Source organism: Reyranella soli (assembly GCF_007992495.1).
GTDB classification, from domain to species: domain Bacteria; phylum Pseudomonadota; class Alphaproteobacteria; order Reyranellales; family Reyranellaceae; genus Reyranella; species Reyranella soli.
This window is the reverse complement of sequence record NZ_BKAJ01000040.1, coordinates 1-23639: the sequence shown is the minus strand read 5'-3', so window position 1 is coordinate 23639 and position 23639 is coordinate 1. Positions and strand designations below refer to the sequence as shown.

Genomic DNA, 23639 nt, shown 5'->3' with positions numbered 1-23639 from the left:
ATCAACGCTTCGCCAGGAGATCGATCTCGACCATGGCGCCACGCGCCAGGCCGGTGACGCCGATGCAGGTGCGCGCCGGCCGCCGGTCGGCCGGGAAGTAGCTGGCATAGACCTCATTCATGCGCGGGTAGTTGGTCTCGAAGTCGGTGATGTAGACACGCGCGCAGATCACGTGCTCCAGCCCGAGCTTCAACCCGCCCAGCACGATCTTGAGATTCTCCATGACGCGCACCGTCTGGCCTTCGATGTCGGGCGGCAACGGCTTGCTGTCGTCGTCGGGCCACGTCGGCATCTGGCCGGTGACGAAGCACCAGCCGTCGACCTCGACGGCGTGGCTGAAGGGGGCGACCGGCGTCGGTGCGCCGGGGGCCATGAAGAATAGCGGTGCGCTCATGTGTCGGCCGGCAGCAACTTACATGCCATAGCGTGATTTTCTGTCCGCCACCCGCGCGCGGCGTTGATCGCCGAGCTGCCGCAGGCGTTCGCGCTCGGCGGGATCGAGACGGCCATAGCGGCCGCGCCACTCGGGATCATGCCAGTCGAACGGAGCGCGGACCATGGTGCGTGGCTTCTCGGCGCCGGACAGCAGGCCGAGCGCCAGCTCGACCACGGCACGCTGCACGTCGCGACGGTCCGGCGGGCCGCAGGGATTGCCGAGCGGGAAGTCGGTGAAGACAAAGCGCGGCACGCCGCAATGTTCCACGATATCGAGTGCCGAGCCGATGATGACGGTGGGCAGGCCGGCGGCTTCGAGGGTTCGGGCGACCAGACTCACGGTCTGGTGACAAACGGGTCAAAGTGGACAGAGGATGGCGGCGTCGGCACCGTCGGCGCGCAAGCGGGACAGCACCTGCGGCGCATCCTCAGTCAAGGTCTTGCGCTGGCTGTACTCGGTCGGCACGCCATGGAAATGCACCGCGAGGCTGGCGAAGCGGCCTTCGCGCGCGAGCAGGCTCGCCGTCTCGATGGGCAGGAAGCTCTCGCGGTCACGCGTGTGCGTGGATTCCTTGTCCCAGGCGACGTTGTCGGTAAACAACCTTTCCGGCGGCGGCGAGACGCTGCCGGACCACACCTGCTTGGCAACGCTGCCGTCGTCTCGCACGGCCGTGAGCGGGCTTGCCGTCGTCACCAGGGCGATACGGCACTCGGCCAGCGGCTTGGCCGGGCGCACGAACGGGACGTCGGCGTAGTGCGCCCAGACATAGTCCTGCTCGTACCCCAGCGCACGATAGTAAAGGCGCGTGCGCTCCATGTAGCGGACCGGCTCGTTGCTCGGCGTCATGGCGGCGGCTTCCTCCGCCGCCATGCTAATACGGACGATGACCGGGTCGCGAGTGGATCAAATCGCTAGGCGGCTTCGGCCTTCGCCGTATGCCCGGGATAGTCGGCGTCGAGGATGAAGGGAAACGGCCCCTCGAAGCGGCCGATATTCACCCCGTGTGTCACCAGGCCGGTGTCCTTCGACCAGATGTGCAGATGGAAGCCCGGCGGCTCCAAGGTGAAGCTCGATGGTCCGCCGTCGACCTCGAGGTCGAGCGTCACTTGGTGGGCCGTGCTGGGCGCCACCGAGCCGATGGTGCCGCCCCAGCGTACGGTGATAGGGCGATGATGATGGCCGCATACCACGCGCTCGATATTGTCGAAGCGGCGCAGCACGGCCCCCATCGACGCGCCGTTGCGGCAGTTGATGCGGTCCATGTCGGCAAGGCCGGTGCCGAACGGCGGATGATGCATGAAGATCATCGTCGGCCGCTTGCGTTCCTGGCCGAGCTTGCCCTCCAGCCAGGCAAGCCGCGCCGCGCACATCTCGCCATGGCCGTGGCCGGGCACGACGGAGTCGAGCCCGATCAGGCGCACGTCATGGCCCTCGATCACGTAGTGCAGGAAGCCGTCGTCGTTCCTCAGGTAACCGTCCGGGGCGAACTCGGCGAAGAGCTCGGCGCGGCGGTCGTGGTTGCCCGGCACGAGATAGACCGGCATGGACAAGGGGTCGAGGATGTCGCGCAGGACCTCGTACTCTTCGGCCAGCCCGCAATCGGTGAGATCGCCCGTGGCGATCACCAGGTCGGGCTTGCGCGGAAGGGATTCGATGGCGGCGACGGCCGCCTCGAGCATGGCGTTGGTGTCGACCCGCTCGTAGGCAACCTTGCCGCGCGGGCGGACATGCAGGTCGGTGATCTGGGCGATCATCATGGGTTTGGCTCCTCTTGAACGAGCTTTCGAAATACAGATTCTGTCGTCCTGAGCGTCAGCGAAGGACCTCATCGCCGCTTGCAACCGGCCTGAGATCCTTCGCTTCGCTCAGGATGACATGAGGGCGTCTACGGCAACTTCAACGACGTCGTCTCGGCATAGGGCCGCATCAGCTCGTCGGCCTTCTTCTGGGCATCCTTGACCGCCTGGTCAGCCTTCTTCTTGCCGTTCATCAGCGCCTGGATCTCGTCCTCCAGCGCCTTGCGCACGGCCACGGTCTGGTAGGTCGCGAACCACGGCTTGGCGTAGGGCAGCTGGTCGAGCGCCACCTTGGCGTCGGGGTTCTTGGCAATGAACTCCTTCATCTCCGGCTTGTCGTAGGCCGACTTGCGCGGCGCGAAGTAGCCGGTGAAGCGGCTCCAACCGCCCAGCGTATCGGTCGAGGACAGCCACTTGATGAACTTCCAGCCGGCCTTCTTGCTGTCCTCGCTCTGGCCCGCGAACATGACCAGCGAGGCACCGCCGATCGGCACGGCGTTGCGCACGTTCTTCGGCACGAAGGCGACGTCATAGGGCGTCTTCATGCTCTCGCGGATGAACGAGAGCGAGCCGGTCGACAGGAGCACCATCGAGGCCTTGCCGGCGAAGAAGGCGGTCGACACGCCGCCGGCCTCGGTGACGCCCTGCGGCATGACCTTGTGCTTGAAGATCAGGTCCTCGACGAAGCGCGCCGCGCCCAGCATCGAGGGCTGGTCGTAATAGACCTCGCCACCGTAATCCTCGTTGAAGTAGCGGCCGCCGTTGGACATGGAGAGCGCCTCCATCAGCCAGCCGAGATAGTCGTAGCCGGCCGGCATCATGAAGCCCGAGCGGTCGCCCTTGGTGAGCTTCTTGGCGGCATCGACCATCTCCGCCCAGGTGCGCGGCGGCTTGGCGGGATCGAGACCCGCTTCCTTGAAATGCTCGACGTTGTAGTAGAGCAGCGGCGTCGAATTGTGGAACGGCACGCCGTAGAGCTCGCCGTCGACCGTGGCGTTGGCATGCAGCGCCGGCCAGAAATCCTTGAGGAAATCCTCGCGCGTCGTCTCGTCGGCCTTGAGCATGGGTTCGAGCGAGATGATGTCGCCCGAGAGCTTGAGGTCGACATTGAAATTGGCGCTCATCAGCACGACCGACGGCGGCTTGCCGGCCTTGGCGGCCGCCTGGGCCTTGAGCTTGGTGTCGTCGTAGCTGCCGGTGTAGGAGGCCACGACCTCCACTTCCTTCTGGCTCTCGTTGTAGAGCTTGACCAGCCGCGTCATCTCGCGCGCCAGCTTGCCCTCGACGGGCACGGGGAAGAAGAAATCGATCTTGGTCTGCGACCACGCGGGCCATGCCGCCGTGGCCAGCGAGAGCGCCAATGCGCCCAATCCCAAACGTCCAATTCTCATTGTTGTGCCTCCTAGCCTTTCACACCGCTGAACACGAAGCTGTCGACGAAGCGGCGCTGGAAGGCGATGAAAGCCACCGCCAGCGGCGCCATGACGAGAAGCGTGCCGGCAGCCAGCACGCCCCATTCCTTGCCGCCCTCGGCGCCGCGCGTGAATGCAGCGAGGCCGATGGTGAGCGTCTGGTTGTCGGGCGAGCTGATCACCATCAGGGGCCACAGGAACTCGTTCCAGTGGGCGGTGACCGAGACGATGGCGAAAGCGATCAGGCCGGGCTTGGCCATCGGCAGCAGCACGTACCAGACGATCGCCCACCACGGCGCGCCGTCGATGGCGGCGGCCTCCTCGAAGTCACGCGGCAGGGCAAGGAAGGTCTGGCGCATCAGGAAGGTGCCGAAGGCCGAGGCGAAGTACGGCGCCATCACGCCGGGCAGCGTGTCGTAGAGATGGAGATCCACGACTGTCGAGAGGTTGGGCACGATCAGCGCCGGCGGCACCAGCATGAGCTGCAGCAGAAAGGCGTAGAACAGCACGTCGCGGCCCGGGAAGCGCAGGCGGGCGAAGGCATAGCCGGCGAGGCTCACCGTGACGCACTGCACGGCGAGCACGCCCACGACGACGATCAGCGTGTTGAGGTAGTAGAGGCCGAACGAGCCGCTATCGAGGGCGTTGCGGAAGTTTTCCAGCGTCGGCTTGAAGTCGGGCCACAGCGAGGCCATGCCGGCACTGCCCGCGCTCTCGGGCCGGAACGACGCGATGAGGGTCCACAGGAACGGGCTCGCCCACAGAAAGGCGACGGCCGACAGCAGCGCGGCGAGCAAGGCGGCCGGGAGATGCTTGCGCATTCTCATTGGACCGCGGGCCTCCAGGCCCGCTCATACGGAGCGCGGACCTCCAGGTCCGCATCATGATTATGAGCGGACCTGGAGGTCCGCGCTCCGGCAAGAACATGAGCGCCACTGCGCGATCCCGGCGATGCCCCCTTACCCATTGCCGCGCGCTCCCCTCTCCATGACCCGCATCGAGCCGAGCGAGATCGCGAGCAGGACGGCGACGCTCATCAAGGTCGCCGCCGCGGCCTTGCCGTACTCGAAGTTCTCGTGCGCCGACTGGAAGATGTAATAGAGCAGCAGATTGGTGGCGTTGGACGGCCCGCCTCGCGTCAGCACGATCACATGGTCAACGTTGGTCAAAAGCTGGATCAGGGCGATCACCACGACGAAGGCGGTGGTCGTCGCCAGGGCCGGCAGGATGACGAAGCGCAGGCGCTGCCAGGCGTTGGCGCCGTCGATCATCGCCGCCTCGATCGTGTCGCGCGGCACGTTCTGCAGGCCCGCGATGTAGAACAGCATGTAGTAGCCCGCGTTCTTCCACACGGTGAGGCCGATCACCGACCACAGCGCCACGTCGGAATCGCCCAGCCAGTTCGGCCCATGCAGCCCGATCTTGGCGAGGTAGTAGTCGAGCAGGCCGACGCGCGGCAGGAAGATGAAGAAGAACAGCGACGCCGCCGCCACCAGCGGCACCAGCGAGGGGAAGAAGAACACCGTGCGCAGCACCGCCGAGAAGCGCGTCGAGCGCTGCACGGCGAGCGCAAAGGCCAGCGCCAGCACAATAGTCGGCACCAGAACGCCCACGGCATAGATCAGGTTGTTGAGCGCGGCCTGGCGGAAAGCGGGATCGGCCAGCACCTTGGCGTAGTTGCCGAGTCCTACGAAAGTGGTTGCCGCCCCGGTGCCGTGCGGCTTGTCATAAAGCGATTCGACCAGCACCCGCGCGACCGGCAGGTAGGTGAACAGGACGAGGAACAGCAGCGACGGCGCCAGCAACGCATAGGGCAGCAGCCGCAGCCTGCGACGCCGAACGGGGACCGCCGCAGCCTGGATGCCGTCTAGGACTCCAGTCGTGCCGGCTAAGCTCATACGCCGCTGCATAGGCAGAGCGGAACAAGGACGGGTTACAGAATCGCTACGCTTGCGTGACGCTCGCTACGGCAATGGGGATAATGGTTCATGTCGTTCGTGCACCCTCTGGTCGTCGGCTTCCTGGTGGCGCTGGGCGTCGGCCTGCTGATCGGCATCGACCGCGAGCGCCACAAAGGCGACGGCGCGGCGCGCGATCCCGCGGGCCTGCGCACCTTCACCCTGGCCTCCCTGGCCGGGGCGACGGCGATGGCAACCGGAGACGAGATCCTGCTGGCGGCCGTGGCGCTGGGCATGGTCGCCTTCGCCAGCCTCTCCTACTGGCGGGCACGCGACGTCGATCCCGGGCTCACGACCGAGACGGCGCTGGTGCTGACCACGCTGCTGGGCGGCCTGGCGATCAAACAGCCTGAGTTCGCCGCCGGCCTCGGCGTCGTGGTCGCCGTGCTGCTGGCCGCCCGCTCGCCGCTGCACCGCTTCGTACGCTCGGTCCTGACCGACGACGAGCTGCGCGATCTCCTGATCTTCGCCGCCGCCACGCTGGTCGTGCTGCCGCTGCTGCCCGACAAGCCGATCGGTCCCTACGGCGCGCTCAACCTGCGCACGGTGTGGACCATCGTCGTCCTGGTAATGGCCGTGAGCGCCCTGGGCTACGTCGCGGTCCGCGTGGTCGGCCCGCGTTATGGCCTGCCGCTGGCAGGCCTCGCTTCGGGTTTCGTCTCGAGCAGCGCCACCATCGGCGCCATGGGCACGCGCGCCAAGCACGAGCCCGAGCTGATGAAGCCCGCTGTCGCCGGCGCCGTGCTGTCGTCCGTGGCCACCGTCGCACAGCTCGGCATCCTGATCGCCGCGACCAACATGCCGACCCTGCAGGCCCTGTGGTTGCCGTTGAGCCTCTCGGGCGTCGCCGCGATTCTCTATGGCGGCGCCTTCACCTTGTGGGCGCTGAAGCAGAGGAACCAGAAGCACGAAGCGCAAGGCAACGCCTTCAGTCTCACCACGGCATTGACCTTTGCCGCCATCCTCGCCGTCGTCCTGCTGGTCGCGGCAGCGGCGCAGGATTGGTTCGGCGAGGCGGGCGTGGTGGTCGCGGCCGCGGCCGCAGGCTTCGCCGACACCCACTCGGCCGCCGTCTCGGTGGCGTCGCTGGTCAGCGACGGCCGCATCAAGCCGCCGCAGACCATCATCCCCGTGCTGGCGGCCTTCACCACCAACACCGTCACCAAGATGGCCTTTGCCGTGACCGCAGGCGGCCGGACCTTCGCCTTTTATGTCATCCCCGGCCTGCTGCTGATGCTGGCCGCGGCCTGGGCCGGCGTCCTGCTCGCCTGAGCGTCAGGAGGGCTTGACCTCGATCTGGCGGGCCCGCTCGGCGCCGTGCGCGCTCTTGCCGATCCTGAGCGTCAGCACGCCGTTGGCGAAGTTTGCCGAGATGTCGTTGCGATCGGCGTCCGACGGCAGGGTGAAGGCGCGCGTGAAGCTGCCGTAGCTGCGCTCGGAGTAGTGGGTCTTCTCATCGGTGCGCTCGACGTGCTTCTCGCCGGAAATGGTCAGCACATCGTCCTCGACAAGGACCTTCACGACCTTCTGGTCGACGCCCGGCAATTCGACGGTGACGGTGTAGGTCTTGCCGTTCTCCTGCACTTCGACCTTGGGCGCATGCTCGTGCGTGCCGAGCGTACGCATGTGGCCGTTGGCCGGTTCGAGGAAGCCGAACGACCAGGCACGCACCATGCGATTGAAGAGCTGGTCGAACTCGCCGCCGAACGGCGTGAAAGCGCTGGGCGTCAGGGCCTTGGGCACGTTCTCTGCCATCGCAGTCCTCCTGGGTGAACTCGATTCGGATTTAGGACCCGCAGATGACAATGCAATCACAACCGAATTGGATGCCGCGACATTCATGCAATCTTCATGACCAACGCCAGTAGCGCCTCGTCTTCGCCGGGACCGGCGACGATCGACAGGCCGAGCGGACAGCCGTGCAACGTCGCGATCGGCAGGCTCACCGCCGGCAGGCCGGCGTGGCCTGCCACCGATCCCAGGGTGAGCGCTGCGTCGTAGAAGCGGCCGGCGGCTTCGTCGCGCAGGAAACGCAATGGCGCGATCGACGGCGCCGTCGGCAACAGGAGGAATGTCCCGGGCGGCAACAATTGCCGCAAGCGGTCAGTCGTCTCGGCACGCCACGCGCTCCAACGCGCGCCGGCCGATGGATCGAGTGCGCGCACACTGTCGAAGCGCGGCTGGATCGTCGAACCGAAGATCGGGTCGCTGCTCAAGAAGTCACTGTGCTCACGCGCGATGTCGAGCCCCTGCAAGGTGACGTAGGCGTCGCGGAAATCGCCCGGACGGCCGGCAAAGACCTGCACCTCCTCGACGGCGCCGAGTGCTTTGGCGGCGTCGGCGAGCACAGACGCCGCCTCCGGCTCAGCCAGCTCGAAGGCGTCGCTGGCGAACAGCAGGCGGCATTGCGCCAGCGACACGGCCGGCGTTCCGAGCAGGCATTGCGCGCCAAGCCGCAGGTGTGATGCGTCGCGAGCCAGCAAGCCCATCGTGTCGTAGCTCGGCGCGAAACGCACCACGCCCTCCAGCGAGACGCGGCCGTGGCTGGGGCGCCAGCCGAACACACCGCAGAAGCTCGCGGGAACACGCACCGAGCCGCCGGTGTCGGTGCCCAAACCGAGATCGGCGAGGCCGGCCGCGACGGCGACCGCCGATCCGCTCGACGAGCCGCCCGGCAGGCGATCGGGGGCACGCGGATTTGTCGGCGTGCCGTAATGCTCGTTCTCGCCTTCCAGGCTGAAGGCGAGTTCGTCGGTGATGGTCTTGCCGACGAGGGTGGCGCCAGCGCGCAGCAGGCAATCGACGGCCTGTGCCGATCTCATCGCCGGCTTCTGTCGGCTCTCCCAATGAGGGTTGCCGCCACCGGTCACGTATCCCGCGACATCCAGAAGGTCCTTGGCGACGAAGGTGAGGCCGTCGAGCGGGCCCGATCCGAGCGGCGCCAAGCGTGCCCGGGGACCGGGAACGAAGGCGCCGAAGTCATTCATATTCTTCCGGACCGCCGGCATCTTGCCGGCTCATGCTCATGAGGTCGGCTGGAGCCGGCGGTCCGGAGGAGCACGACGCCCCCAGCAAAAACATCATCGCAGCGCTTTGACGATGGTGTCGGTCGGCGCGGTCCAGCCGACGATGCCGCCCTGGGCGCGGATCATGGCGAGGGTCGCGGCCTTGAACTCGGGGAAGTAGCTCTCGGTCGCGTCCTCGGCCAACAGGCACTCGTAGCCGCGGTCGTTGGCCTCGCGCATGGTGGTCTGCACGCAGACTTCGGTGGTGACACCGGCCAACACCAGATGGCCGACACCGTCGCGCTTCAGGATATCGTCGAGGTGCGTGGCATAGAATGCGCCCTTGCCCGGCTTCACGATCACCGCCTCGCCCGGCCGGGCCGCCAGCTCCGACACGAGATCGTTGCCGGGCTCGCCATCGACCAGGATGCGGCCCATCGGGCCCTCGTCGCCGATGGTGAGCTTGCCGCCGCCGCGGGCGCGCTTGGACGGTGGGCAATCCGAGAGATCGGGCTTGTGGCCCTCGCGGGTATGGATGATCGGCAGGTGCGCTGCGCGGAAGCCGTCGATCAGGCGGCGCACGGTGGGAACGATCTTGGCCAGCGGCCGCACGTCGTTGCCCAGCACCGAGCCGAAGCCGCCCTCCTCGACGAAGTCGCGCTGCATGTCGATGACGATCAGCGCCAGCCGGCCGGCGGGGAAGCTGTACTCGTAAGGCTGAGCGGCAATTGTGGGCATACGCTACTTTCCTCGCTGGAACGGCAGGGTCAAAGACGTCGGCGGCTCGAGGCGACCGACGACGCCCGCCACCGCCAGAAGCGCCAGCAGATAAGGCAGCATCAGCAGGAAGGCGGTGGGCACGTTGATGCCCATGGCCGGCAGCTGGAACTGCAGCGCCGTGGCGGCGCCGAACAGCAGGCAGGCAGCGACGGTGCGGCCGATGTTCCAGCCGCCGAAGATCACCGCGGCCAGCGCCAGGTAGCCCGCTCCGTTGGTCATGTTCTCGGTGAAGGTGTGGATGTCGGCGATGGAGATGAAGGCGCCGGCGAAGCCCGCCATGAAGCCGGTGATCAGAACCGCTTTCCAACGCGTCGCCGCGACGGGAATGCCGGCCTTGTCGGCGCTACGCGGCTCGTCGCCGACGGCGCGCACCGAAAGGCCGAACGAGGTGTGGTTCAACATGGCCCAGATCAGCACGATCAGCGCCAGGCCGACATAGACGATGACCGACTGCTGGAAGAAGGCAGTGCCGGCGAACGGCAGATCGCTCAGGCCCTTCACCGCGAGCTTCGGGAGACCGGGGATCTCCTCGCGCGACAGGCCGCCGAAGATGATGCGGTAGAGCAAGGTCGTGGCGCCGAGCGCCAGGATATTGAAGCCGATGCCGACCACGAGCTGGTTGGCGCGCAGATTGACGCTGAGCCAGGCCTGCACTGCCGAGACGACGACCGAAGCTAGAATGGCGCAGGCGACGCCAAGATAGGGATTGCCGCTGGCCCACGAGCCCAGCGCGCCGAAGAAGGCCGCCGTCAGCATCATGCCTTCGAGGCTGAGGTTCAGCACGCCGGCGCGCTCGGACACCAGCTCGCCGCTGGCCGCCAGCATCAGGGGCATGGCGAGCCGCAAGGTCGAGGCGATGAAGATGGCGAGCATCTCTTCCATCAGCGGCCTCCCTGCAGCTTCTCGACCAGGATGACCGACCCCGCGACGGCGATGACGATCAGGCCCTGGATGACCAAGGTCAGCGCCGCCGGCACCTGGGCCATGATCTCCATGGAGATGCCGCCCGAGCGCAGGAAGCCGAAGAACAACGCCCCCGCCAGCACGCCGACCGTCGAGCCGCGCGACAGGAGGCCGACGACCAGACCGTCGAAGCCGTAACCCGAGGAGAAGCCGGTCTTCAGGTAGTACTGCTCGCCCTGCAGCATGATCGCGCCGGCGAGTCCGCCGAACGCGCCGGCGATGGCCAGCGCCACGACCAGCAGGATGCCGCCCGGCATGCCGGCCCGGCGCACCGCCAGCTCGTTGAGGCCGATCGCTCGAAGGCGCAGACCGAAGGTCGAGCGCTGCAGGACGATCGCGGTGGCGATGGCCAGCAGCAGGCAGATCACCAGGCCGATATGGAGGGGCGATTCCGAATTGCCGGTCAGGCCCGGCAGCTTGACCGCGTCGGCGATCGGCAGGGATTCCGGCAAGGTCGCCGACGAGGTCTGTGGCTGGCGCAACAGCGCCGTCGACTGCACGCACCAATAGACGAGCAGCAGGGCGACGAAGCCCAGCAGCAAGGTGCTTATGACCTCGTTGGTGCCGAAGCGCACCTTCATGAAGCCGGCGATGCCGCCCCAGAAGGCGCCGGCGAGCGTGCCGCCGAGCAGCGGCACGATCACCGCGAGCCCGAGCGGCAGGTTGGCGATCGGCGGCCACAGGCCCAGCGCCGTGGCGGCGATGCCGCCGACGGCGATCTGGCCCTCACCGCCGACGTTGGTGAGGTTGGCGCGGAAGGCCAGGATGAAGCCGAGACCGACCAGTGACAAAGCGACGGCACGATTGATCGAGGCGCCGATCGCGAAGGCTGAGCCAAACGCGCCGTCCATGAACGCCTCGATGGCGTCGGGCACGTCCTTGCCGCTTGCCGCGATCAACAGCAGGCCGACGATCATCGAACCGATGACGGCGATGAAGGGCACCGCCATGCCGAGCAGGCGGCGGCGATCCGGCAGGGAGAACGCGAGCGCCGTCATGCGACCTGACCCGACATCAGGGCGCCGATCGCGCCGCGTTCGCTCATTTCGGCGGGACGTTCGCCCACGAGCCGGCCGCGATAGAGCACGGTGATGCGGTCGGCCACGGCTATGAGCTCGTCGAGCTCGCTGGAGATCAGCAGCACGCCGACGCCACGGCGCGCTGCCGCCCTGATCTGGCGATAGACCGCCTCGACGGCGCTGACATCGAGGCCGCGCGTCGGCTGGGCCGCGACCAGCGCCACCAGCGGATCGAGCGTCAGCTCGCGGGCCAGCACCGCCTTCTGCTGATTGCCGCCGCTCAAGCCGGAGAAAGCCACCTCGGGGCTCGCGGCGCGCACGTCGAACTCGCGCATCTGCATCTGCGCCGCCGCGTTCAGCGTGCGCCTCTGCAGGAGGCCGAAGCGCGTGAAGCGATCGAGCTTGTTCAAGAACATGTTCTCGGCCACCGACATAGCAGTGACGCAGGCCACGGCATGGCGATCCTCCGGCACGATACCGCCGCCCGCCGCCGTCACGGCCGCCGCACCGGCATGGGTGAGATCGTTGCCGCCGATAAAGAAGTGCCCCTCGGTCGGTCGCAGCAGGCCCGCCAAAACCATGCCGAGCTCGCTCTGGCCATTGCCCTCGACGCCGGCCAGGCCGACGATCTCACCGGGCTTGATCTCGAGCGTGAAATTGTCGAGGCGCACCGCACCGTGGCGGTCGTGGACGGTGAGGCCGTCGCACACCAGCGCGAGCTTGGGCGGCGTGACCAGCGGCCTGGATGCTGCCGGCGCCTCGCCGTCATCGGCCAGGGCGACGTCGAGCGGTTTCAGCTCCCGGCCGACCATGGCGTGGACCAGCTCGCCCATGTCGGCGTCCTGCATGCTCTCGTCGGCGACCAGCCGGCCGGTGCGCAGCACGGCGACGCGATCGGCGACCTTGGCGATCTCGGCGAGCTTGTGGGTCACCAGGATCACGGCGCGGCCGGAATCGGCAACGCGGCGGCAGATGTCCAGAAGCGCGCCGATCTCGCCCGGCGGCAGCACGGCGGTCGGCTCGTCGAGCACTAGGAGCTTGGGATCGCGCATCAGGCACTTCACGATCTCGGCGCGCTGGCGTTCGCCGACCGAGAGCTCGCCGACGACCGAATCGGGGTCGAGGGTGAAGCCGAAACTCTCGGCGATGTCGCGGATCCTGGCGCCGAACTCGTGACGCTTCAGCACGCCCTTGACCTGGCCCAGCATCAGATTCTCGACCACGGTCATGCGCGGCACCAGGCTGAAATGCTGGTGCACCATGGCGATGCCGCGCTCCAGCGCCACGGCCGGGCTTTCGGGCGCCCAGGCCGCGCCGTCGAAGGTCATGCTGCCGACCGTCGGCTCGTAGACGCCGAAGATCAGGTTGCACAAGGTCGACTTGCCGGCGCCGTTCTCGCCCAGCAGGCACTGCACGGAGCCCGGGCGCACGTCGAGGCTGACGCCTTCGAGCGCCTGCAGGCTGCCGAAGCGCTTGCCGAGGTTTTCGAGCGAGAGCAGCGATCCGGTCGACGAGGTCATGCTACGCACTTGTCATCCTGAGCGAAGCGAAGGATCTCATGCCGCTTGCAAGCGGCGATGAGGTCCTTCGCTTCGCTCAGGACGACAGAACTAGGCGTCCAGAACCTTGATCTTGCCCGACAGCAGGTCCTTCTTGATCTCCTCGATCTTGGCCTTCTGCTCGGGTGTCGCCTTGCAGATCACCATGTCAGAGGACTTCGGGCCCATCGCCAGGCCGAACGGCTTGAACTCCGGCTTCCAGGTGCCGGCCGCCACCTGCTCCATGGCGTATTCGACCTGGAAGCCGACGCCGGTGATCGAGTAGGCGACGTAGAGCGGATCGGTGCCGCAGCGATCGGTGTAGCTGCCGATGATGTGCGTGCCCTTCTCGCGCGCCGCCTGCTCCATGCCGCGCAGGCCGAGATTGAGGATGTGGTAGTGGATGTCGGCGCCCTGGGCGATGGCGGCCAGCGTCGCTTCCTTGGCCTTGGCGACGTCGTCGAAGTCGCCAGTGTAGCTCTCGAAGTACTTGATGTTGGGATTGATGTACTTGGCGCCCTTGCCGAACTCGATGCCGGCATTCTTGATCGCCGGGATTTCCAGGCCGCCGACATAGGACACGCCGCCAGTCTTGGACAGCATCGCCGCCGACGCGCCGGCGACGAAGGCGATCTCGGCCTGGCGCACGTCGTAGCCCGAAACGTTGTCGGGCTTCTTCGGATCGGCATTGCCGCCGATGATGGCGAACTTCACCTTGGGGAAGCGCGGCGCCACCTTGAAGACCGAGGCCTGGGTCTGGCCGCCGATGCCGATCACCAGCTCGTTCTTGCCGGCCAGCGTGACCAGCACCTGCTCCATGTCGCCGAACTTCACGTTCTCGATGAACTTCACCGCGACCTTGGTGCCGAGATTCTTCTCGGCCGCCTTCATGCCATCGTAGCCCGATTCCATCCAACCCTTGTCGGACTTGGAGCCCGGGATCAGCACGCCGACATTGAGCGGGCCGGCAGCACGCGCGGGTGCTCCCAGGCCGCCCAGCATCACAAGGCCTGCAGCGCCGGCTGTGCCGGCCAGAAATCCGCGACGATCGAACTTGTTCATGGCTATGGTCCCCCGCTCGTTGGGTCCGTGATCCCCGGCAAGGCACAGGCAATCGGCGTGCCAACTGGCAGGGATCTTGCAACCAACGGCCCAACCACAAAGCCCTTTGAGGGAGATCAATGGCCAACAAACTGCATTCTTTGGGCGCTCCGCGCGCCGGCTTCGCCTGGGGCGCCAATGCCCGCGAAATAGACATGGCGACACCGCCGGCGAAGCCCGTTCCGCTCAAGATCTCGGCAGCGCCACAGAACATCACCGTCGACCTCAAGCGCACGGCCATGATCGTCGTCGACATGCAGAACGACTTCTGCGCCAAGGGCGGCTGGGTCGACTATCTCGGCGCCGACTACACACCCGACCGGAAACCGATCAAGCCGCTGCAGAAGCTGCTGCCGGCGCTGCGCAAGGCGGGCGTGCCGGTGATCTGGGTGAACTGGGGCAACCGACCTGACCTCGCCAACATGCCGCCCAACCAGATCCATCTCTACAAGCCGGCAGGCACCGGCGTCGGCCTCGGCGATCCCCTGCCCGGCAGCGGCGCGCCGGTGCTGCAGAAGGATTCATGGGCGGCCGCCGTCGTCGACGAGCTCGAGCAGAGGCCCGAGGACATCAAGATCGACAAGCATCGCATCTCGGGCTTCTGGGACACGCCGCTCGATTCCATCCTGCGCAACCTCGGCACGCGCACGGTGCTGTTCTCCGGCGTCAACACCGACCAATGCGTGCTGCATTCGCTGACCGACGCCAACTTCCTGGGCTACGGCTGCGTGCTGGTCGAGGATTGCTGCGCCACCACCTCGCCCGACTTCTGCACCGAGGCCACGGTGTGGAACGTCAAGAAGTGCTTCGGCTTCGTCACCGATTCGGGGAAGATACTGAAAGCCCTGAAGAAGTAACCAAGCGTTTGCGCCACCTCGTCCTGCTGCCCGGCTTCATGTGCGACAAGGACCTGTGGACCGACATGGTCCCGGGTCTCGGCGCCCTCGGCACGATCCACTACGGCAACGTCTACGAGGATTCGACGCTCGAAGGCATGGCGCAGCGTGTGCTCGATTCGTCGCCCGAGCGCTTCGTGCTGGTCGGCTTCTCAATGGGCGGGTTCGTCGCGCGCGTGCTCACGCTGATGGCGCCCGAGCGCGTGTCCGGCGTGGCCTTCGTCGCCTCCTCGGCGCGCGGCTATTCGAAAGAGGAGACCGAGCGGCGCAAGGCAGGCTATCGCCCGGGCGACCGGCCGCCGCGCGCGGCGGGCGAGATCTCGACCGCGCGCGGCCTGCATCCCGATCGCGAGAACGATCCCGTGCTGCTCGATCGCATGCGCGGCATGCAGCGCCGGCTCGGCCGTGAGGTGCGGACACGCCAGGCGGCGCTGATCCGCCTCGACGGCTACGCCGACCTCGAGCGCATCGCCTGCCCGTCTCTGGTCGTGGCCTGTCGCCAGGACCGCCTGCGCAGCTTCGCGGAAACCGAACGCATGGCGCAGCATCTGCCGGACGCGCGCTTTGCCATCCTCGAGGATTGCGGCCACATGGCGCCGCTGGAGCGACCAGACGAACTGACAGCGCTGCTGGCAAGCTGGATCGAAGAGACGCATCTCTGAAGCATGAGGTAATTTGTCGGATCGGTCGGCTTGAACCGGCCTCGTCCCATGCCATGTCTGGGCGTCGGAGTACCGACCATGAGCGAAGCACAATCACTGTTTGCAGTTCTACGGCAATCGGCTGATACCGATTGCGTTGCCGCGCTTGAACGATTGGTGCGCGATGCGCCTGATCGAAGGCTGGCGCGCATCAACGTGCTCGAATTCGCCGGGCGCGAGGGCCTCAAGGAGGAGCGGACGATCGCCACGTTCCTGCAGGCCGCCCAGATCGGCCTTTTGGACATGTCGTGGAACGTGCTCTGCCCGAGCTGCAGTGGCGTGCTGGACGCCAACACCTCGTTGAAGAGCGTGCGCTCTCAAGAATACTATTGCGCCTTCTGCAACCTCAACAACGAGCCGACGCTCGACGACATGGTCGAGGTGAGCTTCACGGTGAATCCGCGCGTGCGACGGATCGCGGTCCACGATCCCGATCAGCTTCCGCTCTGGGAGTACTATCGCCAGGTCTTCTGGGGCCGGGGCGTCGACTTGCCCGAGGAAGGCCTGGAAGCGGCGATGCAGCAGGTGACGCTCGATGCTGTCGAGCTTCCGGCGGGCGAGAAGGCGTTCCTGTCGCTGCAACTGCCGGCCGGCTTCGTCATCGTGCTCGAGCCGGTGAGCCACGCCGCGCAGTTCATCAACGTGACCGGCGAGCCGACGCAGGATCGGCAGAACGTGACGCTGGTCTACAACAACCTGCGCGCGCCGACGGGCGAGATCACGCTACGCCCCGGAACGATCCGGCTATCTCTGGAAAATCGCACGGCCACGCGTGCATTGCCCACCGTGTGGGTCGTCGACGACAAGTTCGCTGCCTTGGTCGGCAAGCGCCGGCCGTTCCTGACGGCCAAGCGCCTGCTGTCGAACCAGACCTTCCGCGACATCTATCGCACCGACACGCTCGACGTCGACCAGCGGCTGAAGATCACCAGCCTCACCTTCCTGTTCACCGACCTGAAAGGCTCGACCGAGCTCTATGAGCGGGTCGGCGACCTGGTTGCCTTCGACCTGGTGCGCGAGCATTTCCGGACGCTGAACGAGATCGTCGCAGCCGAGGGCGGCGCCGTCGTCAAGACCATCGGCGATGCGGTGATGGCGACGTTCCTGACGCCCGACCATGCGCTGTCGGCGGCACTGCGCATGCGCGAGGCCATGCGCCGGCTGAATTCGACGCACGGCCGCGAGGACCTGCTGCTCAAGATCGGCATCCACGAGGGGCCCTGCCTGGCGGTGAACCTGAACGAGCGGCAGGACTACTTTGGGCAGACGGTGAACATCGCCTCGCGCGTCCAGGGGCTGGCGCAGACGCGCTCGATCCTGGCGACCGCGCCGGTGATCGACAATCCGAAGAGCGCCGAGGTGCTGAGCAGCAACGGCCAGAAGCCGATGGCGCAGAGCCATCCCCTGCGCGGCGTTGCCGCCGAGGTTGCAGTGTACGAGATCCCCTAACGGGAGCGCGGGCCTCCGGCCCGCGCTCCCAGCTATGACGCGCGCCGCCGCGACCAGCGCGACAGCCAGACCGAGCCGCCGAACAGGACTGCCACGCCGAAGGCCACGGCCGTCGGAAGCCAGAGGTCGAGGAAGGAGACGATGCTAGCGCGGATGGGATTGGCAGGATCGTAGACCACCGTCACGCGATCGCCCTGGGTGAACCCCCGGTCGCTGCCACTGCGGCCGTGGAACTCGATCTCGCGGCCGTCGCCGGTGGTGAAGCGCACGACCGGCGCGTAGGAGACGCGCTCGACATTACGCCGGTATTCGCTGCCGTCGGGTCGCGTGACCTCCTCCTGCTCGGTGCGGCGCGTCTCGCGCACCTCGAGCACCGTGCCCTCGGTGCGCGTGCCGCTGCTGTAGAGCCCGACCGCGTTCCAGAGCGCCGCGGTGCCAATCGCCAGCGCCGCGCCCGCGATCAGGGCAAAGGCCCGTTCGCCGATAATGAACAGGTCGACGTTACTCGACAGTGCCCAGGCGACGACGCCGAACAGCAGCCAGAAGCCGGCAAACCCCGTGACGAAGATCGCCGAGAACCACAGCCGATCGAAGGTATCGATGCGGAAGTCCTCGGGATCGCTCGGCATGTAGAGAACGGTCACCCGATCGCCGACCGCGAAGTCGGGAGCGCCGCTGCCCAGATCCTTGACCTCCTCCGTCTCGCCGCTGGCCAGGCGAAATCGCAATACCGGCGCATACATGTCGCCCTCGCGGCGGATCTCGATCACTTCGCCCTCGGCGCGCTCGGCGTAGAGGACATGCCGCAGGCTGCCCCAGCCCAGCGCCAGGCCGCCGGCCAGGATCAGGCCGCCGATGCCCAGGATCAGCCAGGAGATCCGCCGCCAGCTCCGGTCGATGGCCATGGCGAGCGGCTCACGCCGGCCGCTGGCGCAGCGCGTCGACGATGGTCACCAGCCGCTGGCCTTGCGGCGTCGCGGTATTGAGCAGCTGCTCGCGCGGCGTCGTCTCGGCGAGGCGGCTCAGCTCCATCAGGGCGCGCACGTGCTGGCGGCGCGTCAGGCGATGCTGATTGGAGCGATGGCGGAAGAACAGGCGGAACAGCTGACCCTCGCCCAGCAGGCGACTGAGCTCGGTCGCCGTCACGTAGATCAGGAAGCAGGTGAAGATCCAGATCTGGACCGCGGCAAAGCGGCGCCAACTGAAGTCTTGCACGGCGATGTCGAGCGCCGCGCCAAAGCCCCGGTCGTCGATGGCGAGATGGATGAAGCGCTCGGCCAGCCGCACCACCAGCACGACCAGGGTATAGAAGATCGTCTTGTAGAGGATGGGTTGGGCCAGCGGCGCGCCGCGAAAGCGGTCGATCAGCCTAATGTGGTTGACGACCAGCACGGCCTTGCCGACGACCAGCGCCGTGGTCGTGGCGAGCAGGAAGCTCGACAGCTTGAACCAGTAGTCGTGGACCAGGAGGTTGGTGGTGAAGACGATGAGATTGAAGGAGATCAGGAAGAACAGCGTCGGCGGCAGCACCTCCCGGAAGGCATGGACGACGCGGCGAGCGGCCCGCCGTGGGATGGCTGCCGCATTCACATCCGTCCCCCGTCGACCACGAAATTCTGCGCCGTCACCATCCGGCTGTCGTCGGAGGCGAGCCACAGCGCCATGCGGGCGATGTCGGGCGGATAGACCTTCTCTTTCAGGCACTGCACCTTCATCAGGTCGGCCTCCGCCTCCGGCGTCAGCCAGAGATCGATCTGGCGCTGGGTCATGATCCAGCCCGGCGTGATGATGTTGAGCCGGATCTTGTCGGGCCCGAGGTCGCGCGCCAGGCCACGCGTCATGCCGACCACCGCCGCCTTGGCGCCCTGGTAGACTGCGAGGTTGGCCGTCATGGCGTGATAGCTCACCGAGCTGAAGTTGATGATCGAACCGCCGCCCGCCTTCTTCATGCCCGGCGCCACCGACTGGATGGCGAAGAACTGGTGGCGCAGGTTCACGTTCATGCGCTCGTCCCAGTAGGCCTCGGTCACCTCCTCCATCGAGTGCCGGTCGTCGCGCGCGGCGTTGTTCACCAGCACCGTGAAGTCGCCCAGCCGCTGGGCCAGGGCGGCGATGGTCTTCTGGTAGGCCGCGATGTCGCGCACGTCACACTTGGCGAAAGCAGGCTCGGGATGGCCCGCGCCCTTGATCTTCTTGATCAGCGCCTGGGACGCCGGCTCGTCGATGTCGACGAAGGCCACTTTGGCGCCCTGCTCGGCGAAGTGCTCGACGATCGACGCGCCGATGCCCGAGCCGCCGCCCGAGACGAACACCGCGCGATCTTTCAGGCTGGGATAGGAAGCGAAGGCAGGCATGGGACCCTCACAAGGTTGAAACGCGGAAAGCGACCTCACCGGCAAGCGTAGCACCTGCAGCGAGCCGCGACTCGGCAACCTTGCCGTTGACGTGGCTCACCGGCTCAACACAGAAGTATGGACGGCTCGCCGGGGTGTAGACCACGGCATGATGGAACGGCGGCGAGGCGTGCAACTCGAGCCTGAGGCCGCGTCCCGGCCAGGTGACGACGGCGCGCCCGTTCCAATCCTCGAAGCAGTTGTCGAGACCGGACCCGATCTTGCGGGGCCTGGAATAATCCCAGTCGGTCGGCACGGCGACGCGCTTGGTTGGCAGCACTTCCTCATCGCCGAGCCACACGGCAGCCGCGCGGAATTCAAGCTCGCAGTCGTCGTCGCGCGTGAAGAAGGGATGCAGGCCCATTCCCGCCGGCGCCGTTCGGCTCTCCCGGTTCTCGATCGCCATGGTCACGGTCAGGGCGCGCTCATCGAGGCGGAACGACAGCTGTGCCCGATAGCGGAACGGCCAGCCCTTCTTGCCGTCATGCTCATGAACAAGTTCCGCTGCATTGCCGTCGTGGCGCGCCACGTCCCACGCGCGCGCCCAGCCCTCGCCATGCATGGGATGGCGCACGCCGGGCCAGTTCGCCTCGAGCTTGAACTCCTGGCCATCGAAAACGAGGCGCCCATTTGCAATGCGGTTGGAGAACGGCACCAGCGGATAGCAGGCCGCCTCATTGCCGTGACCCGACGCCACCGCATCGGCCGTCATCGGCCGCAGCAGATCGGCGTCGCCATGGCGGAAACGGGCGATCGATCCGCCGGCCTGCGGCGCAAGCTCGACCGCGAGCTGGCCGGCACGAAGGGACAAGGAGGTCATGGCGTTGCCTCTAGCGGCATCCGGACCGGCAATCCACCCTGGCGTACTTTTTGCTGCTTATCCCTACATCCGCCCATGGTGCGGTGATAGGGTTTCATCATCGAACAACACCTTGGGGGAACACGAGATGACCGATGACCTGATGCGCAAGTGGGAGCTCAGCCGGCGTCGTGTCCTCGCCGGTGCGGCGGGCCTCGGGGCGGCTGGCCTGTCCGCGGGCGCCTTTGGCCAGCAGGGCGGCCCCTGGAGCGTACCGCCCAAGAGCAAGGTCGATGCCGTCAACTTCGTGGTCTGGACATACGGCGACATCTACACGCGCATCGCCAAGCAGTTCGAAGCCGACTGGGGCGTGAAGGTCGATTCGACCATCTCCTCGTTCAACGATCATCCGACCAAGCTCACCACCATGTTCGCGGCGGGCGAGAAGATCGACGTCTCGCAGTCCTCGCCCTTCTCTTTCCCGAACTTCGTCAGCCAGGGCCTGGTCGAGCCGATCGACGGCCTGCCGGGCGCGGCCGACTACATCAAGGACTTCACGCCCTTCACCAAGCAGGTGGCGACGGTCGGCGGCAAGACCATGGGCCTGCCCTACTTCTCCGCCGTGTGGGTCTGGAACTATTACGCCGACATGCTGGAGAAGCTGAAGATCGACAAGCCGTTCGCGACCTACGACGAGTTCATCGAGCACTGCGTCAAGGCCAAGAAGGACGGCGTGTCGCGCTATCCCATCCTGTGGGTGGCGGGCGTCGGTCTCGAACAGCTGCCGGGCACCTGGTACCAGATGACCTGGAACAAGGGCGGCACCTTCTTCGACAAGCAGGGCAACCACCAGCTCGGAGCGGGCTCGATCGCCCGCGAGACCCTGAAGTGGTGGGCCAACACCTTCGAGAAGGGCCTCGACATCGCCGACCCCGAATCGCTGAAGGTGCAGTTCACGACCTCGGCCAAGGCGTTCGGCGCCGGCAAGAACCTCTATCGCGGTCCCAACCATCACTACGGCCTGAACGTCGCCAACGATCCGGCGCAGTCGCCGATCGCCGGCAAGGTCAAGGTGCTGGGCTCGCCCGGCGAGGGCAAGACGATCGGCGTCACCCACGTCTACTTCCTGTCGACGGCGACGCGCGACAAGGAATGGGGCTGGAAGCTGCTGCAGTATCTCGGCGGCAAGACCAAGGACGGCAACTACACACAGGCCATCAGCCTCGCCAAGGATGCCATGCTGGGCTCGGGCTACACCTCGGTGATGAACAGCGATGCCGTGAAGCAGGGCTGGGCGCCGTGGGGCGACGTGCCCGAGATCCTCAAGATCTGGGACAAGGCGGCCTACATCGGCGAGGTCTGCTCGTCGGTCTATCAGCCCTGGCATTTCCCGTGGACCGATCAGCTCAATATCGAGGTCCAGAAGTGCCTGACCGGCCAGATCACCGCCGACGCGTGCTGCGACAACCTGATCAAGGGCATCGCCGACGCCAAGCGCAAGGTCTGACACCCTGACCACGCAAGTCCAAGAGATCGCCGCGAACCGGGTGCGCCTGCCCTGGTTCCGGCGCGAGATGTCGGCCGGCCGCTTCGCGCTGGTCATGAACCTGCCGACGCTGCTCTGCCTCGGCCTCGTGCTGGCCTATCCGGTGGGCTACGCGCTCTATCTCTCGGTCCATCGCGTCGGCCTCGCACAGCTCAGGCGCGGCGAGTTCGCCTTCACCGGCTGGGAGAACTACGGCCGGGTGCTGGAAGACCCGCTGTTCTGGGTCGCCATCAAGAACACGCTGATCTTCACCGTCATCACCGTCGGCAGCGAGATCGTGCTGGCGGTGGCGATTGCGCTGCTGATCAACCAGGCCGGCATCTGGACGTCGCGCGTCACGCGCTTTCTCATCTTGCTGCCCTACGCCATCCCGCCGATCTGCAACGGCCTGATCTGGTCGTTCCTCTACAGCTTCCAGTTCGGCTTCCTGAACCGCATCCTGTTCTCGCTGGGCCTGATCAGCGATCCGGTGAACTGGGCCGGCAACCCCGATACCGCCCTCTACGCGGTCACGGTGCCCTACATCTGGCGCACGCTGCCCTTCGCCATCATCCTGGTGCACGCCGCCCTTCAGGGCATCCCGCGCGAGCTCTACGAGCAGGCGGCGATCGACGGCGCCAACGCCTGGCATCGCTTCACCAAGATCACCTGGCCGATGCTGCAGCAGATCATCGCCATCATCCTGATCCTGCGCACGGCTTTCGCTTTCGCGGTGTTCGAGGAGATCCTGGCGATCACCCAGGGCGGGCCGGGAGACGCCACCTGGGTGGCCGCCTGGTACAGCTACAAGATCACCTTCGCACCACCCAACAACTTCGGCATGGGCTCGGCCTCGGCCTTCATCCTGACCTTGATGGTCGCGGCGATCGCGCTGGTCTATATGCGCCTGATCTACCGCCGGGTGACGCTCTGATGTTCAAGACGACGCCCACCGCGCGGCTGATGCTGCACATCGCCAACCTGATGGTGATCTTCTTCATCCTGCTGCCCGTGGTGGCGGTGTTCATCGGCAGCATCCAGTCGGAGAAGGCCCTGCAGGCCGACACCCGCCGCGTGCTGCCGCTCGAGTTCACCCTCGACAACTTCACCGTCATCCTGACCAAGGGCGAGCAGAAGGGCCGCATCTTCGAGCAGGTCACCTACCTGCCAGACAACATCAAGAACTTCTACGTCGCCTTCGCCAATTCGGCGATCGTGGCGATCTCGGTGACGGTGCTGACCTTGCTGTTCGGCTCGCTGTCGGCCTACACGCTGGCCCGCCTGCGCTACCGATGGACGCTGTTCCTGCTCCAGGCCAACATTGTCGCGCGCTTCGTGCCGGTGATCGTGCTGATGATCCCGCTCTATGTGGTCATGCGATCCGTCGGGCAGCTCAATTCCCTGACCGGCGTCATCATCGCCGAGACCGGCTTCCTGCTGCCCTATGCCATCCTGATCCTGGCGCCCTACTTCGACACGATCCCATCGGAGCTCGAGGAGGCCGCCCGCATCGACGGCTGCACGCGCTTCACCGCCTTCGTGCGCATCGTCCTGCCGCTCGCCACGCCGGCGCTGGCCGCCTGCGGCGTCATCATGTTCATCATCTCCTGGCACGAGCTTTTGATCCCGCTGATCCTGAATGCGCGGCCGAATTTCATGACCTTGCCGGTGGTGATCGCGAGCCTGGTCGGCGACGTGCACGTGTTCTTCAACCTGATGATGGCGATCTGCCTGCTGGCGCTGGCGCCCACCGTGATCCTGGTCGCGCTGCTGCAGAAGTACATCGTCGAGGGCCTGTCGGCAGGCGCCGTAAAGGGCTGACTCTCCTGGACCGCGCGCTTCCAGCGCGCTCATGAGCGCGCTGGAAG

General features: G+C 66.5%; 25 protein-coding genes. 7 read left to right on the top strand and 18 right to left on the bottom strand.

The window, feature by feature from the left end:
• Position 1: 1 nt before the first annotated feature.
• The 7 genes from RSO01_RS13835 to RSO01_RS13805 all read right to left on the bottom strand — a co-directional run bounded on the left by RSO01_RS13835 (position 2) and on the right by RSO01_RS13805 (position 5542).
• Complete coding sequence (locus RSO01_RS13835; protein WP_174825931.1) at positions 2 to 394, bottom strand: RidA family protein; 393 nt, start codon at positions 392 to 394, stop codon at positions 2 to 4.
• 18 nt (positions 395 to 412) lie between these two features.
• Positions 413 to 775: a hypothetical protein gene (locus RSO01_RS13830; protein ID WP_147149686.1), complete on the bottom strand. Its 363-nt coding sequence runs from the start codon at positions 773 to 775 to the stop codon at positions 413 to 415.
• Positions 776 to 793: 18 nt separating this feature from the next.
• Entirely contained in the window at positions 794 to 1306 is a 513-nt protein-coding gene (locus tag RSO01_RS13825; protein WP_170303042.1) for a hypothetical protein, read from the bottom strand.
• A gap of 41 nt (positions 1307 to 1347) precedes the next feature.
• On the bottom strand, positions 1348 to 2193 hold the full coding sequence (locus RSO01_RS13820) for a phosphodiesterase (RefSeq protein WP_147149684.1): 846 nt from the start codon (positions 2191 to 2193) through the stop codon (positions 1348 to 1350).
• A 128-nt stretch (positions 2194 to 2321) separates the two neighbouring features.
• Complete coding sequence (locus RSO01_RS13815) at positions 2322 to 3623, bottom strand: ABC transporter substrate-binding protein (RefSeq protein ID WP_147149683.1); 1302 nt, start codon at positions 3621 to 3623, stop codon at positions 2322 to 2324.
• 11 nt (positions 3624 to 3634) lie between these two features.
• On the bottom strand, positions 3635 to 4471 hold the full coding sequence (locus RSO01_RS13810) for a carbohydrate ABC transporter permease (protein WP_246158388.1): 837 nt from the start codon (positions 4469 to 4471) through the stop codon (positions 3635 to 3637).
• A 132-nt stretch (positions 4472 to 4603) separates the two neighbouring features.
• Entirely contained in the window at positions 4604 to 5542 is a 939-nt protein-coding gene (locus RSO01_RS13805; RefSeq protein ID WP_147149682.1) for a carbohydrate ABC transporter permease, read from the bottom strand.
• Positions 5543 to 5632: 90 nt separating this feature from the next.
• Between RSO01_RS13805 and RSO01_RS13800 the strand changes: the two genes are divergently transcribed.
• On the top strand, positions 5633 to 6874 hold the full coding sequence (locus tag RSO01_RS13800) for an MgtC/SapB family protein (RefSeq protein WP_147149681.1): 1242 nt from the start codon (positions 5633 to 5635) through the stop codon (positions 6872 to 6874).
• Between the two features lie 3 nt (positions 6875 to 6877).
• Here the strand turns inward: RSO01_RS13800 and RSO01_RS13795 are convergent, their stop codons facing one another.
• From RSO01_RS13795 to RSO01_RS13765, 7 genes are all read right to left on the bottom strand, one after another.
• Positions 6878 to 7357 (bottom strand): Hsp20/alpha crystallin family protein, encoded by a 480-nt coding sequence (locus RSO01_RS13795; RefSeq protein WP_170303041.1) that lies wholly within the window; start codon positions 7355 to 7357, stop codon positions 6878 to 6880.
• A gap of 83 nt (positions 7358 to 7440) precedes the next feature.
• A complete protein-coding gene (locus RSO01_RS13790) occupies positions 7441 to 8610 on the bottom strand; it encodes an amidase (protein WP_218037334.1) in 1170 nt (389 codons plus the stop codon).
• A gap of 72 nt (positions 8611 to 8682) precedes the next feature.
• On the bottom strand, positions 8683 to 9345 hold the full coding sequence (locus RSO01_RS13785; RefSeq protein WP_147149678.1) for a cysteine hydrolase family protein: 663 nt from the start codon (positions 9343 to 9345) through the stop codon (positions 8683 to 8685).
• Between the two features lie 3 nt (positions 9346 to 9348).
• Positions 9349 to 10269 carry an ABC transporter permease gene (locus RSO01_RS13780; protein ID WP_174825930.1) on the bottom strand — a complete coding sequence of 307 codons (921 nt, stop codon included), beginning with the start codon at positions 10267 to 10269 and terminating at the stop codon, positions 9349 to 9351.
• On the bottom strand, positions 10269 to 11348 hold the full coding sequence (locus RSO01_RS13775; protein ID WP_147149677.1) for an ABC transporter permease: 1080 nt from the start codon (positions 11346 to 11348) through the stop codon (positions 10269 to 10271). The genes RSO01_RS13780 and RSO01_RS13775 overlap by 1 nt, the downstream gene beginning before the upstream one ends.
• The gene (locus RSO01_RS13770; protein WP_147149700.1) at positions 11345 to 12889 is read right to left on the bottom strand and encodes an ABC transporter ATP-binding protein; all 1545 of its coding nucleotides are present in this window, start codon (positions 12887 to 12889) and stop codon (positions 11345 to 11347) included. Before RSO01_RS13770 ends, RSO01_RS13775 begins: the two co-directional genes overlap by 4 nt.
• Positions 12890 to 12979: 90 nt before the next feature.
• The gene (locus RSO01_RS13765) at positions 12980 to 13969 is read right to left on the bottom strand and encodes a BMP family protein (protein WP_147149676.1); all 990 of its coding nucleotides are present in this window, start codon (positions 13967 to 13969) and stop codon (positions 12980 to 12982) included.
• 119 nt (positions 13970 to 14088) lie between these two features.
• Here RSO01_RS13765 and RSO01_RS13760 point away from each other — a divergent pair, with 119 nt between their 5' ends.
• The 3 genes from RSO01_RS13760 to RSO01_RS13750 all read left to right on the top strand — a co-directional run bounded on the left by RSO01_RS13760 (position 14089) and on the right by RSO01_RS13750 (position 17054).
• Complete coding sequence (locus RSO01_RS13760) at positions 14089 to 14865, top strand: cysteine hydrolase family protein (RefSeq protein ID WP_147149675.1); 777 nt, start codon at positions 14089 to 14091, stop codon at positions 14863 to 14865.
• Positions 14866 to 14873: 8 nt separating this feature from the next.
• Positions 14874 to 15566, top strand: coding sequence for an alpha/beta fold hydrolase (locus RSO01_RS13755; protein ID WP_147149674.1), 693 nt, complete (start codon positions 14874 to 14876; stop codon positions 15564 to 15566).
• A gap of 78 nt (positions 15567 to 15644) precedes the next feature.
• Positions 15645 to 17054 carry an adenylate/guanylate cyclase domain-containing protein gene (locus RSO01_RS13750; protein WP_147149673.1) on the top strand — a complete coding sequence of 470 codons (1410 nt, stop codon included), beginning with the start codon at positions 15645 to 15647 and terminating at the stop codon, positions 17052 to 17054.
• A 32-nt stretch (positions 17055 to 17086) separates the two neighbouring features.
• Here the strand turns inward: RSO01_RS13750 and RSO01_RS13745 are convergent, their stop codons facing one another.
• Genes RSO01_RS13745 through RSO01_RS13730 form a run of 4 tightly spaced genes read right to left on the bottom strand, consistent with a single transcriptional unit; the run spans position 17087 to position 20267 of the window.
• Positions 17087 to 17959 carry a DUF3592 domain-containing protein gene (locus RSO01_RS13745; RefSeq protein WP_147149672.1) on the bottom strand — a complete coding sequence of 291 codons (873 nt, stop codon included), beginning with the start codon at positions 17957 to 17959 and terminating at the stop codon, positions 17087 to 17089.
• Between the two features lie 10 nt (positions 17960 to 17969).
• Positions 17970 to 18644, bottom strand: a complete 675-nt coding sequence (locus tag RSO01_RS13740) for a hypothetical protein (protein ID WP_147149671.1) — start codon at positions 18642 to 18644, stop codon at positions 17970 to 17972.
• Entirely contained in the window at positions 18641 to 19408 is a 768-nt protein-coding gene (locus RSO01_RS13735; protein ID WP_147149670.1) for an SDR family NAD(P)-dependent oxidoreductase, read from the bottom strand. Before RSO01_RS13735 ends, RSO01_RS13740 begins: the two co-directional genes overlap by 4 nt.
• Before the next feature lie 7 nt (positions 19409 to 19415).
• Complete coding sequence (locus RSO01_RS13730) at positions 19416 to 20267, bottom strand: aldose 1-epimerase (RefSeq protein WP_147149669.1); 852 nt, start codon at positions 20265 to 20267, stop codon at positions 19416 to 19418.
• Between the two features lie 127 nt (positions 20268 to 20394).
• On the opposite strand from RSO01_RS13730, the gene RSO01_RS13725 reads away from it, so the two are divergent.
• Genes RSO01_RS13725 through RSO01_RS13715 form a run of 3 tightly spaced genes read left to right on the top strand, consistent with a single transcriptional unit; the run spans position 20395 to position 23592 of the window.
• Entirely contained in the window at positions 20395 to 21753 is a 1359-nt protein-coding gene (locus RSO01_RS13725) for an extracellular solute-binding protein (protein WP_170303040.1), read from the top strand.
• A 40-nt stretch (positions 21754 to 21793) separates the two neighbouring features.
• On the top strand, positions 21794 to 22705 hold the full coding sequence (locus RSO01_RS13720) for a carbohydrate ABC transporter permease (protein WP_147149667.1): 912 nt from the start codon (positions 21794 to 21796) through the stop codon (positions 22703 to 22705).
• Complete coding sequence (locus tag RSO01_RS13715) at positions 22705 to 23592, top strand: carbohydrate ABC transporter permease (RefSeq protein WP_147149666.1); 888 nt, start codon at positions 22705 to 22707, stop codon at positions 23590 to 23592. The genes RSO01_RS13720 and RSO01_RS13715 overlap by 1 nt, the downstream gene beginning before the upstream one ends.
• Positions 23593 to 23639 lie beyond the last annotated feature (47 nt).

Bases quoted from the DNA above. Each gene is read 5' to 3' on its own strand.
- RSO01_RS13835 (WP_174825931.1), bottom strand. From the start codon at position 394: ATGAGCGCACCGCTATTCTTCATGGCCCCCGGCGCACCGACGCCGGTC.
- RSO01_RS13825 (WP_170303042.1), bottom strand. From the start codon at position 1,306: ATGGCGGCGGAGGAAGCCGCCGCCATGACGCCGAGCAACGAGCCGGTC.
- RSO01_RS13820 (WP_147149684.1), bottom strand. From the start codon at position 2,193: ATGATGATCGCCCAGATCACCGACCTGCATGTCCGCCCGCGCGGCAAG.
- RSO01_RS13815 (WP_147149683.1), bottom strand. From the start codon at position 3,623: ATGAGAATTGGACGTTTGGGATTGGGCGCATTGGCGCTCTCGCTGGCC.
- RSO01_RS13810 (WP_246158388.1), bottom strand. From the start codon at position 4,471: ATGAGAATGCGCAAGCATCTCCCGGCCGCCTTGCTCGCCGCGCTGCTG.
- RSO01_RS13805 (WP_147149682.1), bottom strand. From the start codon at position 5,542: ATGAGCTTAGCCGGCACGACTGGAGTCCTAGACGGCATCCAGGCTGCG.
- RSO01_RS13800 (WP_147149681.1), top strand. From the start codon at position 5,633: ATGTCGTTCGTGCACCCTCTGGTCGTCGGCTTCCTGGTGGCGCTGGGC.
- RSO01_RS13795 (WP_170303041.1), bottom strand. From the start codon at position 7,357: ATGGCAGAGAACGTGCCCAAGGCCCTGACGCCCAGCGCTTTCACGCCG.
- RSO01_RS13790 (WP_218037334.1), bottom strand. From the start codon at position 8,610: ATGCCGGCGGTCCGGAAGAATATGAATGACTTCGGCGCCTTCGTTCCC.
- RSO01_RS13785 (WP_147149678.1), bottom strand. From the start codon at position 9,345: ATGCCCACAATTGCCGCTCAGCCTTACGAGTACAGCTTCCCCGCCGGC.
- RSO01_RS13780 (WP_174825930.1), bottom strand. From the start codon at position 10,269: ATGGAAGAGATGCTCGCCATCTTCATCGCCTCGACCTTGCGGCTCGCC.
- RSO01_RS13775 (WP_147149677.1), bottom strand. From the start codon at position 11,348: ATGACGGCGCTCGCGTTCTCCCTGCCGGATCGCCGCCGCCTGCTCGGC.
- RSO01_RS13770 (WP_147149700.1), bottom strand. From the start codon at position 12,889: ATGACCTCGTCGACCGGATCGCTGCTCTCGCTCGAAAACCTCGGCAAG.
- RSO01_RS13765 (WP_147149676.1), bottom strand. From the start codon at position 13,969: ATGAACAAGTTCGATCGTCGCGGATTTCTGGCCGGCACAGCCGGCGCT.
- RSO01_RS13760 (WP_147149675.1), top strand. From the start codon at position 14,089: ATGGCCAACAAACTGCATTCTTTGGGCGCTCCGCGCGCCGGCTTCGCC.
- RSO01_RS13750 (WP_147149673.1), top strand. From the start codon at position 15,645: ATGAGCGAAGCACAATCACTGTTTGCAGTTCTACGGCAATCGGCTGAT.
- RSO01_RS13745 (WP_147149672.1), bottom strand. From the start codon at position 17,959: ATGGCCATCGACCGGAGCTGGCGGCGGATCTCCTGGCTGATCCTGGGC.
- RSO01_RS13735 (WP_147149670.1), bottom strand. From the start codon at position 19,408: ATGCCTGCCTTCGCTTCCTATCCCAGCCTGAAAGATCGCGCGGTGTTC.
- RSO01_RS13730 (WP_147149669.1), bottom strand. From the start codon at position 20,267: ATGACCTCCTTGTCCCTTCGTGCCGGCCAGCTCGCGGTCGAGCTTGCG.
- RSO01_RS13725 (WP_170303040.1), top strand. From the start codon at position 20,395: ATGACCGATGACCTGATGCGCAAGTGGGAGCTCAGCCGGCGTCGTGTC.
- RSO01_RS13715 (WP_147149666.1), top strand. From the start codon at position 22,705: ATGTTCAAGACGACGCCCACCGCGCGGCTGATGCTGCACATCGCCAAC.